This window comes from Methylorubrum aminovorans (assembly GCF_022179725.1).
Lineage (GTDB): Bacteria > Pseudomonadota > Alphaproteobacteria > Rhizobiales > Beijerinckiaceae > Methylobacterium > Methylobacterium aminovorans.
Map to the genome: position 1 here is coordinate 1 of NZ_BPRC01000036.1, position 11340 is coordinate 11340.

10 protein-coding genes and 1 pseudogene are annotated in these 11340 nt (G+C 66.3%); 10 read left to right on the top strand and 1 reads right to left on the bottom strand.

The genetic code is table 11. From position 1 onward, the window contains the following. Window positions 1-232: pseudogene (locus tag MFF24_RS25385) on the bottom strand (carbohydrate porin); the annotation flags it as partial. Between the two features lie 548 nt (window positions 233-780). On the opposite strand from MFF24_RS25385, the gene MFF24_RS25390 reads away from it, so the two are divergent. The 10 genes from MFF24_RS25390 to MFF24_RS25435 all read left to right on the top strand — a co-directional run bounded on the left by MFF24_RS25390 (window position 781) and on the right by MFF24_RS25435 (window position 11323). Continuing rightward, the gene (locus MFF24_RS25390) at window positions 781-2091 is read left to right on the top strand and encodes a transporter substrate-binding domain-containing protein (RefSeq protein ID WP_238228765.1); all 1311 of its coding nucleotides are present in this window, start codon (window positions 781-783) and stop codon (window positions 2089-2091) included. A gap of 67 nt (window positions 2092-2158) precedes the next feature. Then, complete coding sequence (gene urtB, locus MFF24_RS25395; RefSeq protein WP_238228766.1) at window positions 2159-3043, top strand: urea ABC transporter permease subunit UrtB; 885 nt, start codon at window positions 2159-2161, stop codon at window positions 3041-3043. A 49-nt stretch (window positions 3044-3092) separates the two neighbouring features. After that, entirely contained in the window at window positions 3093-4214 is a 1122-nt protein-coding gene (gene urtC, locus MFF24_RS25400; protein WP_108939159.1) for an urea ABC transporter permease subunit UrtC, read from the top strand. Window positions 4215-4225: 11 nt separating this feature from the next. Further along, a complete protein-coding gene (gene urtD / locus MFF24_RS25405; protein WP_238228767.1) occupies window positions 4226-4966 on the top strand; it encodes an urea ABC transporter ATP-binding protein UrtD in 741 nt (246 codons plus the stop codon). A 2-nt stretch (window positions 4967-4968) separates the two neighbouring features. Further along, window positions 4969-5667, top strand: coding sequence for an urea ABC transporter ATP-binding subunit UrtE (gene urtE / locus MFF24_RS25410; protein WP_108939157.1), 699 nt, complete (start codon window positions 4969-4971; stop codon window positions 5665-5667). Between the two features lie 379 nt (window positions 5668-6046). Further along, complete coding sequence (locus tag MFF24_RS25415; protein ID WP_238228768.1) at window positions 6047-6487, top strand: N,N-dimethylformamidase alpha subunit family protein; 441 nt, start codon at window positions 6047-6049, stop codon at window positions 6485-6487. Window positions 6488-6617: 130 nt separating this feature from the next. Beyond that, window positions 6618-9050: a N,N-dimethylformamidase beta subunit family domain-containing protein gene (locus tag MFF24_RS25420; RefSeq protein ID WP_238228769.1), complete on the top strand. Its 2433-nt coding sequence runs from the start codon at window positions 6618-6620 to the stop codon at window positions 9048-9050. 140 nt (window positions 9051-9190) lie between these two features. Then, window positions 9191-10291, top strand: coding sequence for a Rieske (2Fe-2S) protein (locus MFF24_RS25425; RefSeq protein WP_238228770.1), 1101 nt, complete (start codon window positions 9191-9193; stop codon window positions 10289-10291). 17 nt (window positions 10292-10308) lie between these two features. Continuing rightward, window positions 10309-10986 carry a tetratricopeptide repeat protein gene (locus MFF24_RS25430; RefSeq protein WP_238228771.1) on the top strand — a complete coding sequence of 226 codons (678 nt, stop codon included), beginning with the start codon at window positions 10309-10311 and terminating at the stop codon, window positions 10984-10986. Between the two features lie 10 nt (window positions 10987-10996). Beyond that, a complete protein-coding gene (locus tag MFF24_RS25435; RefSeq protein WP_166058743.1) occupies window positions 10997-11323 on the top strand; it encodes a hypothetical protein in 327 nt (108 codons plus the stop codon). Window positions 11324-11340 lie beyond the last annotated feature (17 nt).

An 11340-nucleotide genomic window follows, 5' to 3' on the forward strand; every position in this document is an offset into this window, starting at 1 on the left:
GGGCGAGCGGCCCGACGCGCACCGGATCGGCCGGCTTCTCGGCGATGCGGGGATCGGTGCGCGGCTGGGTCTGGTCGTTGAACTCGCCCACCGGTGAGGGCTGCTGCGCCACCGCTCCGCTCGCGCCGGCAAGGCTCACCGCAAACAGCGCACCGACGGCCCATCCGCGATGCCGTCCTCGCCGGCCCGAACCCGCCGCCCCTGGTTCCTTCCCGCATCCACCAACACGCATCACGTCATCCCCTTTACTTTACTCGCTGAGACCAAGACTTCGCTGACCCTCAGAGTTGCCGGATTTTGCAGCGCGCAATCCGGCAGCTTCCGACCCGCGATGCAGCGGAACGCCTCGCAAGTGTCGTGCAACAGCCAATGTCCGATTTCTGGTTTTTGGCAGATCGCTCGGCAGCCACAGGCAGGTGCCTCTGGCGCGTCCGATTCTTCGGCAATGTGATCAAAGCTCGTGCTTTTGCGTAATTTTTGACCACATGTCTTCTGCTTTACTAGGCTGGCACTGAAGTTCGGGCCTGGTCAACTCGTAATTTGGACTTTTTGGATTTTGCGGCATCGCGCTTGCAAGCGAGCCACGGAGCGGGCGGAGTTGGGTCCTGCCCTCCGCGGCATTGCTCATAAGAAAAAAAATGTCTCCAGGGGAAATATGCCCTTGACGCGCTGCAAAAAGGCGCCGTAGCGTCTATCGAAATAAAAAGCGCGCTTTCCTAAGCATAGTGAAAGCTATCAGCCCAAAAATCGGGCATTTGCACAGCAAATAAGGGGACTGGCATGGATTTCACGCGCCGCAAGCTCTTGAAGCAGTCTTCGCTCGCCGCGGCGGCAATCGCCGCGCCTCATCTCTGGCTGCCGACGGCCCGTGAGGCTTGGGGGGCGACGCTCAAGAAGGGCGAACCCATCAAGGTCGGCTTGCTGTTCTCCCTCACCGGCCAGCTCGCGGTGCCGGAGGAAGATTCCACGCTCGTGATGCAGTACGCCATCGACGAGATTAACAAGAACGGCGGTATTGCTGGGCATCCGATCCAGCCGGTGATCGTCGATGCCAAGTCGGACTTTAACGTTTACTCGGAGAAGGCCAAGGAGCTCATCATTCGCGAAAAGGTGATCGCGCTGTTCGGCTGCTACACCTCGGCGAGCCGCAAGGCGATCCTGCCGGTGGTGATGTCGCAGAACAGCCTGCTGTACTACCCGACCTGCTACGAGGGTGCCGAATGCACCCAGAATACGATTTGCACGGGTCCGCTGGCCAACCAGCACTCGAAGGACCTGATCCCGTACATGGTCAAGAACTTCGGGAAAAAGGTCTTTTTCGTCGGCTCGAACTACGTTTGGCCGAAGGAGTCGAACAAAAACGCCAAGATCTGGCTCCAAGAGGCCGGCGGCGAGCTGGTGGGCGAGGAATACATCCCGCTCGGCAGCTCGGAATTCGGGCCCGTGCTCGGCAAGATCCGCGACGCCAAGCCGAACTTCATCTTCTCGACCGTGGTCGGCGCCTCCGACATCGCCTTCCACAAGCAGTTCAAGCAGGAGGGTTTCAAGGTCGATTCCATGCCGATCGCCTCGCTCACCACCGGTGAGATCGAGACCAAGGCGATGGGTGCCGAATTCGGCGCCGGGCACTTCCTCTCGGCGCCCTACTTCCAGTCGCTGGAGAACCCAACCAACCAAAAGTTCGTCGAGAACTTCCTCAAGAGCAAGTACGGCAAGAATGGCTCCACCCATTACAACATGGAGGAGACTTACCTCTCGGCCTACGTGTTCAAGGCCGGTCTCGAGGCCGCGATCAAGAAGACCGGCAATGTCGAGGAGATCACCTCGCGTATGATCCGCGACGTCAGCGGCGGCGTGCGGGTCGAGGACGACATCTCGCCGGAAGGCCTGATCTGGATCGACGGCGACAACTTCAATTCCTGGCTCAAGCCCAAGATCGGCCAGTGCCAGGCGGATGGCAGCTTCAAGATCGTCTCCGAATCCAAAGAGCACGTCGCGCCCGATCCGTACTCGATCTACCCGAATGCCGGAAAATGCACCGCCGCGGGCCTCGTCGCCCCCGACGGCAAGAGCCGCAAGAACGTCATCTGACGGATTCCCGCGCAACCGCTCCGGCCGCGGATCCGCGCGGCCGGGACTTTGTATTCACGGAGGTCCCGTGACGTCCCTCGACATTGCTCCCTTTGTCAACGCCCTGGTGCTGGGCTTGAGCATCGCCAGCATCTGGCTCATCGCCGCGATCGGTCTGACGATCATCTACGGCACCGTCGGGGTCATCAACATGGCCCACGGCGAGTTCATCATGCTGGGCGCCTATACCTCCTACGCCCTGCAATCCTCGTTCGGCCTGCCGTTCCTGCTCTGCCTGCCCGCCTCCTTCATCGTGGTGGCGCTTGTCGGGCTGGTGATCGAGCGCGGGCTGATCCGCTACCTGTACAACCGCCCGCTCGACACGCTCCTCGCCACCTGGGGCGTCTCGCTGGTGCTGATGCAGGGCGTGCGGCTGATCTTCGGTTCGGACCCGAAATACATCGCCGTGCCGGAGATCTTCCAGAGCAACGTCGAGGTGGGCTTTGCCAGCCTCTCGGTGTTCCGCCTCGTGGTGCTTGCGATCACCGCGCTCATCGTCGCGGCCACGGCCTGGCTGTTCTACCGCACCCGCTTCGGCATGCAGGTGCGCGCGGTGATGCAGAACAAGGAGATGGCCGCCTCCTTCGGCATCAATGCCGACCGAGTCTACATGACGACCTTCGCGATCGGTGCCGGCCTTGCCGGTATTGCGGGCTCGCTGTTCGGCGTGCTGGCGATCGTGCTGCCGACCATGGGCACGGCCTACGTGGTGCAGGCCTTCCTCGTCGTGGTGGTCGGCGGCGGCACGCTGATGGGCAGCGTCGCGGCGGCGGGTCTGACGGGCGAACTCCAGTCGGTCTTCGCTTTCATGACCAACGACACCTTCGCGCGCTTCCTCCTCTACGTGCTGATCGTCGTGTTCCTGCGCTTCCGCCCGCGCGGCCTCTTCGCCGTCGCCAAAGGCCGCCGGTGAAGCCCCTCGGCTTCACCCTCCCAGCCCGTCAGAAGAGTCTCCCCCGCAGATGACGACGCGCAATCTCTATCACAGCAAGCCGGCGCAATGGGCAGTCTACGGACTGTTCTTCTTAGCCATCGCCGGGATCCCGGCCTTCGTCTCGGACGGCTTCCTGCTCAACCAGTTCGCCGTCTACGGCATCTACGGCATGCTTGCCCTGTCGATCAGCCTATGCTGGGGCTTTGGCGGCATCCTCAATCTCGGCCAGGGCATCGCCTTCGGGCTCGCCGCCTACGGCATGGCCATGACCATGCAGATGCAGTCGCAGGATCCGGATTCGAACCCGATCCCGCCCTTCATGCTCAACAACAGCCTGGAGCACCTGCCCTGGTTCTGGCAGCCGTTCTGGAGCACCGGCGGCGGCATCGTGTTGGCGCTCGTCGTGCCCACCTTGTTCTACGTCGTGTTCGGCACGCTGATGTTCCGCGCCCGGGTCTCGGGGCCGTTCTTCGCGATCATGTCGCTGGCGATGCTCTCCGCCTTCGCCACGCTGATCCTCGACATGCAGCCCTACACCAACGGCGCCAACGGCCTCTCGCCGCCCGCGCCGCTGAGCCTCTTCGGCACCGATATCGATCCCTACGGCCCGACGGCCTACTGGATCGTCTGCGGCCTGCTCATCGCCGTCACGGTCGGCGCCAAGCTCTTGACCCAGAGCAAGTTCGGCCTCGTGGTCCAGGCCCTGCGCGGCGACCCTGAGCGGGTGCGCTTCCTCGGCTACAACGTCGCCCTCTACGAGACCTGCATCTACGCGATCTCCGGCTTCATCGCCGCGCTCGCCGGCTGCCTCTGGGTGATGCTGATCCAGTACGTCTCGCCGGCCCAGCTCGACCCCACCTTCAGCATCGGCATGGTGATCTGGGCTGGGATCGGCGGGCGCCTGTCGCTGCTTGGCGCGATCCTCGGCGCTTTCCTGATCCAGGGCGGCCAGAGCTATCTCGGCGACCAGTTTCTGGCGACCTGGCTGCTCGTGCTCGGCGCCTTCTTCATCGTGGTCGTGCGCTTCTTGCCCAAGGGCTTGGCGGGGCTTCTCGAAAAGGTGCTCGGCGCGCTGGCGCGCCAGCCGGGCAAGCACACCCGGCCCGACCTGCCGCACGCGATCACCGGCGCCCCGGCGGCGGGCGAGTAAGGGAGGGGATGATGGGCGTTCTCGAAATCCGCGACCTGCACAAGAGCTTCGGCGGCACCAAGGTCATCAACGGCTTCAGCCTCGACGTGACCGAATTGACTCTGTGCTGCCTCGTCGGCCCCAACGGGGCCGGCAAGACCACCACCATGGACCTCATCACCGGACGCCAGAAGCCAACCTCCGGCTCGATCGTCCTGCGCGGCGACGACATCACGAGTTTGAGCGAGCACGAGATCGCCCAGCGCGGCATCGGGCGCAAATTCCAGGTGCCGGCGGTGTTCCGCGAACTCAGCGTGCGCCAGAACTTCGAGGTGGCCTATTCCCGCGAGGTCAATCCGTTCCGCAACATGCTGCGGCGGCGGCCTGCCGGATTCTCCGCCAAGCTCGACGAGGTGGCCACACTCACCGGCCTCAAGGACCGTCTCGAGGTCGAGGCCGGCTTCCTCTCCCACGGCGAGACGCAGTGGCTCGAGATCGGCATGGTGCTGATGCAAAACCCGGCGATCCTCCTGCTGGACGAGCCGGTCGCGGGCATGACCGAGTCCGAGATCGAGAAGACCGTCGTCTTCCTCAACGAACTCAAGCGCACCAACACCCTGATCGTGGTTGAGCATGACATGGGGTTCGTCCGGCAGATCGCCGACGTGGTGACCGTGATGCACATGGGCGCCTTCCTGGCGCAGGGAAAACTCAGCGACATCGAGAACGATCCGCGGGTGCGCGAGGTCTATCTCGGCGAGCCGGAGGTCTAACGATGCTGCTCGATCTCGACCGCGTGACCTCCTATTACGGCAAGACGCCGATCCTGAAGGAGATCGGCCTCGGCCTGCCCGAGGGGCAGTGCTTGTGCGTCCTCGGCCGCAACGGGGTGGGCAAGACCACGCTCCTGCGCACCATCATGGGGCTGACCGACCGCACTTCCGGCGAGATCCGGATCGACGGTGCGTCCGTTGGGAAGGCGCCGACCCATGTGCGGGCCAAATACGGCCTCGGCTACATCCCGCAAGGGCGCCAGATCCTGCCGCACTTCACGGTCAAGGAGAACATCCTGCTCGGTACCTTCGCCCGCACCGACGGGCGCCAGGACGTGCCGGAACTGTGCCTGACGCTGTTTCCCTACCTCGCGCAGAACCTGCACCGGAAGGCGGGCCTGCTCTCGGGCGGCCAGCAGCAGCAGCTCGCCATCGCGCGGGCGCTTGCCACCAACCCGCGCATCCTGCTCCTCGACGAACCGACCGAGGGCATCCAGCCCAACATCGTCGCCGAGATCGGCCAGACGCTGGGGCGGCTCAACAAGGAATTCGGTATCACGCTGATCCTCACCGAGCAGCACATCAAGGTCGCGCGCAAGCTCGGCGACGCCTTCCTGATGATGGAGAACGGCCGCATCGTCGCCCGCGGGCCGATCCATGAGATGACCGACGAACTGATCGAGCGGCACATGACGATCTGAGCCCGCGGCCACGCCGTCATGGTGAGGCGAATCCGCAGCCATCCAGGGCGCCCCCTTCCCCGGAGAGGGGGCGCCACCGGATCGCTGCGTCGGTGCTCGGGTAAATGAGGTTGTCTACAGTCGGCGTAAAAAACGTTTCCTGATAAGAAATATCCACTTGACCTTCTGTCTGTACGAGCAATAAATTCGACCAACAAATAAGAGCCGCGTAATCGGAAGCAAATTTCCGAATAGTCTCGGTCGATTTGTCTGCATCTTCACTTCTCAGTGGGGCGTCACGGCTCCGCCGATACGGGCCGCCGCCGGATCGCACCGGCGTGCATGCCCGCAACCATGCCGGCCGCAACGGCGCGGCCGGGACTTACGAGGAGCGACGACGATGGAACCGATCCCGAAGAAGGGCACGCCCGAGCGCCAGCGCCTGATCGAGGCGCACAAGGCCTGCATGGACTCGATGAAGGGGGTGGCCGGCAATTCGGTGCTGCTGTGCGAGACGCCCGGCGACACCACCGTGGTGACGGGCGGCGTCCACACCGATCCTGTGCTCAAGCGGGTGCTGCTGCGCATGCGCGGCGGGAGCCCGAAGGGCAAGCTGATCGTGATCTGCACCAAGGTCGATGCCGAGTGGCGCATCGCCCGGCTCTCCGGCGTCCGCGGCGTGCCCCCCGAATTTGTCGGCGACAAAATCTACACCGACGAGCAGGAGATCCAGCACGAGATCTTCCTGATGCGCCTCGACGAGCTCTCCGAGAGCTACGGCTTCCCGGAAGACTATCACGAGGGCTGGAAGCGCAAGGACGATAACTGGCCGATCACTTGAAGCGACCAGGAATTCTTAAACTCACGTCGATCAGCGGGAGGCCGTGACGCGCCTCCTGGCGCCCCCTCGCGCAACGACGCGCGGACGAGCGGGGGCGGGGACCAGAGACGATGCCCGAAGGATTGACCCGATGACCACCATGAGGCTGACCGGTTACGCCGACAAATTTGGCGTGCATCCCGGCGATACAATTCAGTTTTACGTCAATTGCGATGGTCCGTCCGAGTACAAGGTCGAGATCGTCCAAATGATCAACGGCGACACCAATCCGCGCGGGCCCGGCTACATCGACAAGCTGGTCGAGGCGGCGGTCAACGGCACCTATGCCGGCAAGAAGCAGATCATCCACGGCGGCTCCTACGGCTACGTGCCGGACGCGAAGCCCTTCCACGTCGAGAGCTTCACGCTCCAGTGCTGGATCTGGCCGACCGCGCCGAAAACGCATCCGCGCTACTGGAAGCACGGGCCGCAGGGACTCGTCACCAAGTGGTCGAACGAGTGCGGCTACGGTCTCTTCATCAACGAGGAGGGCTGCCTCGAACTGCGCATCAACGAGCACCGGATCACCACCGGCGTACCGATCCGCGACCATGCCTGGCATTTCTGCGCCGCGACGTTAGACGCCGCCACCGGCCTCGTCACGCTGATCCACGAGCCGCAGGTCGTCTACGCCCTCGATCCCGAGATCGCCCCGGTCGAGGCGCGCCTGAAGGTCGCCATCGCCCACGCCCCCGTTCCCCTCGCGCTCGGCGCCTATGTCGAGCGGCTGGCGCCGGAGGATCCGCTCGCCGCCTCCTCGAAGCCGGCCGGCGTGATCTTTGCCGGCAAATATAACGGCAAGCTCGACAGCCCGCGCCTCTGCAACCGGGCGCTCTCGCGCGCCGAGATCGAGATGATGAAGGCCGGCGCTCAGCCCGGCCTGACCGAGCGGCGCAATGCCGGCCCCACCGGCAAGCTTTCCGAGTGCATCGTCGCCGCCTGGAATTTTTCCGTCGGCATCGACACGCTCATCTGTAAGGACGAGGGCCCTTACCGCTTCGACGCGACCCTGGTGAACTGCCCCAACCGCGGCATGACCGGCTACAACTGGTCGGGCCAGAACTTCGACTGGAAGCACGCGCCGCAGGAGTACGGCGCCATCAGCTTCCACGACGACGACGTGGACGACGCCCGCTGGTCTTGCGACTTCGCCTGGACCGTGCCGGAGACCGGCGTGAAGAGCCGCTTCTACGCCGCCAAGCTGACCACGCCTGAGGGCGACGAGGAGTTCATCCCGTTCTGGGTGGTGCCGCGCATCGGTCAGGAGACCGCCAAGATCGCGGTGATGGTGCCGACCATCAGCTACATGGCCTATGCCAACGAGCACGTCGCCTGCAACGCGGGCGGTGCGGAACTGTTCGTCTACCGCGTGCCGATCATGCAGCAGCAGAACATGTTCCTGTCCGAGCACCGCGAATACGGCGGCTCGATCTACGATACCCATACCGACGGCACCGGCATCTCGATCTCGTCGCGCCTGCGGCCGATCCTGTCGATCCGGCCGAAATACGACCACTTCCTCGCCCAGGCGCCGTGGCAATACCCCGCCGACCTCCACCTGATCTACTGGCTGGAGACGATGGGGTACGAGTACGACGTCTTCACCGACGAGGACATCACCTACGACGGGCTCGCCAGAATCGAGAACTACAACGTCATCATCACCGGCTCGCATCCGGAGCACAATTCCGGCACCCAGCTCGACGCGCTCCACAACTACACTCAGCGCGGCGGCCGGCTGATGTATATGGGTGCCGACGCGTGGTACTGGGTCCACTCGTTCCACCCTGCCTACGAGAACAAGGGCCGCGGCGTCGTCACCGAGATGCGCCGCTGCGAATCCGGCATCCGCACCTGGCGGGCCGATCCGGGCGAGTACTACCACCAGGGCACGGGCGAACTCGGCGGGATGTGGCGTTTCCGCGGGCGCTACCTCCACTCGGTGGCCGGCGTCGGCATGTCGTCGGAAGGTTTCGACGTGTCGAGCTACTTCTCCCGCACGCCGGACAGCCTGGATCAGCGCGTCGCCTGGGCCTTCGAGGGCATCGACTACGACGAGAAGCTCGGCAATTTCGGTCTCGTCGGCGGCGGCGCGGCGGGTCTCGAACTCGACATCGTCGACACGATGCTGGGCTCGCCCCCGCACACCCTGACAGTGGCGACCTCGGCCGGGCGGCACACGGAGGCCTATCTCCTCGTGATGGAGGATTTTGGCTTCAACCAGCAGGGGCTCGACGGCACCACCCATCCGCGGGTGCGCGGCGACATCGCCTATCACGAGACCCCGAACGGCGGCGCCTGCTTCGCCTTCTCCTCCATCGCCTATTGCGGCTCGCTGCCGTGGAACAACTGCGACAACAACATCTCGCGGCTGACCAAGAACGTGCTCGACCGCTTCGCGATGGACGGGCCCCTGCCGGCCCCGCCGGACAGCGCGATCAAGCACCGCGGCCGGGCCGATTACGACCCGACCCCGATGGAGCATCGCAGCCGCAAGGAGCGCGGCGAGCCGCTGCCCGCCTGACCCCATGATCCCCGCCACGGCGGGGACCGCTCCGACGCTCCGTCCTTGCCCTCCTCGGGCGGAGCCCCGGTGGCAGCGCCCGTCAGCCCCCGAAGGTGCGCTGCCACCGACCCTTTCCCGGCTCAGAGTGAGAGGAGTTCATGGCCCTCGCCGTCGCCTCGGCCGGCTTCGTGCCGGACCGCCCCGATCTCGGCCACCGCGCCGAAGGGTTCGACCTCGCCAACCCCGCCTTCTTCGCCGACAGCCTCGATCCAGGGGCGCCGCGCCTGCTGCCGCCGGCCGCCTACCGGGCGCTCGCCTTCGCCGAGCTGGAGGACGACGCGGTCTGGACCCGTTCCTGGCTCGCCATCGGCCTCGGCGCCGAGATTCCCTCGCCCGGCGATCTCCTGCCCTTCACCGCCGGTCATCACGGCCTCCATGTCCAGCGCGAGCCCGACGGCGGTCTCGTCGGGCGCTTCAACAAGGCCCAGCACGGCGGCTGCCGCGCGGTGCCGCTGCAATGCCGCACCGGCACGAAGACCCGCTGCTCCTTCACCGCCTGCGGCTACAGCCGCGACGGGGCCGTGCTGCCGGCCGGCCCCGACGGGCCGACACCGGCGATGCACCAGTATCTCGGCCTGCGCCCGGAGCGGCTGCTGCCGGTCGCCGTCCGTGCCTGGGGGCCGTTGGTGCGGATCAACCTCGATCCCGCGGCCGCCCCGCCCGAACCGCCGCGTGAGGGCCTGACCGCGCTGACTGGCGAGACCCGGTGGGCGGAGTTCTCCGCCAACTGGAAACTTGCGATGCAGGCCCTGGCCGAGGGCGAGCCCTTGGCGGAGGCTTCGGACAGCCTGCGCCTGACCGGACGCCTCGCGACCGGAGAGCTTGCGACGATCGCCGTCTACTTCCCGAACCTCGTCCTGATCGCGGGGCGGGCTGAGACCTGCGCGGTGATGCTCCAGCCGACGGCGCTGGGGCAGACGCTGCTGCGGATCGGGCTGCTCGGCTCGGGCGACGCGGAACCGGCCGCTGCCGCTCCGGGGCGAATGTCTTGGGATGCGTGGCTTGCCGAGATCGCTGCCCGGATGGCGCCGGCCGTCGCCACGCAGGCGGCGCTCACCGGCCCGGAGGCGGACGACCCTCGTCCAACGAACGCAGCCGGTCTCTGGCTGCAGCGAAACATCGCCGCCCGCGTGCTGGCGCGGCCGGCCGCCACGGAGACCCAGCCCCTCTACGCCACGGCCCAGGGCCGCGGCTGCTGATTTTTTGGGAGATGTCGATGAGTCTAGCCCAGCCTCTCGTCCCCGCGCCGGTCCTCGCCGACGGCGTCGCGGCCTTCGAAGCCCACGCCTACGACCGGGCGCTCGCCGTGTTCCGGCCGCTCGCCGAGGCGGGTAATCCGGAGGCGCAGGCGTGGCTCGGCGCGCTCCATGCCGGCGGGACCGGCGTGCCCGCCTCGCTGACCAAGGCCTTCGAATGGTATCGCCGCGCCGCCGAGCAGGGCCACGGCCCGGCCGCAACCAATGTCGGCGCGATGCTGGCCATGGGCCAGGGCGTGGCGCAGGACCGGGCCGAGGGCGCGCGCTGGCTGGAGCGGGCCGCCGCCGGCGGCGACGTGATGGCCGCCTACAACCTCGCCACCCTGCTGGCGAAGGGCGACGGGTTGTCCGCCGATCCCGCTCGCGCCGCTGCCCTCTACCGTAGCGCGGCGGAAGCCGGGCACTACCCGTCCCAGGCCCGGCTCGGCCATCTCTACGCCCAGGGCATCGGGGTGGAGCGCGACCGGGTCGAGGCCTTCGCCTGGCTCTCGCTCGCCGCCGGTCACGGCGTCGGCACGGCGCTCAACGCGCTGGAGGAGGTGATCCGGGAGATGTCGGCCGAGGAGAAGCGCGAGGGCGCCGCCCGGGCGCAGGCGCGCCGAAGCGAGCCCGGCCGCATTGCCCCGATCCCCGCGTGAGGCGCCGCCGATGACCGCCTACAGCGTGCAGCAGATCAAGTTCGAGTTCATCAGCTACGTGAAGGAGTTCGGCGCCGATTTCTCCGCGTGGTCGGTGGGCGTGGCCGAGGACGCGCCCGCTGCGCTGTTTCATGAGCACGGGGTCGATGAGGCCCGCGACATCTGGCTGTGGAAGCCGGCGGTCTCGCCCGCCGCCGCGGCGATGGTGCGCGACTGGATCTGCGGGCGCCAGGGCGCCACCGCGCTGGTGGGGGAAGGGCGCCAGGTGTTTCTGTTCCGGCGCGGGTCGGTGGCGGCATCCGGAGTCGAGGGGACGGCCGGAACCCGGTTCGCGTGAGCGCATGATGCGGCGTC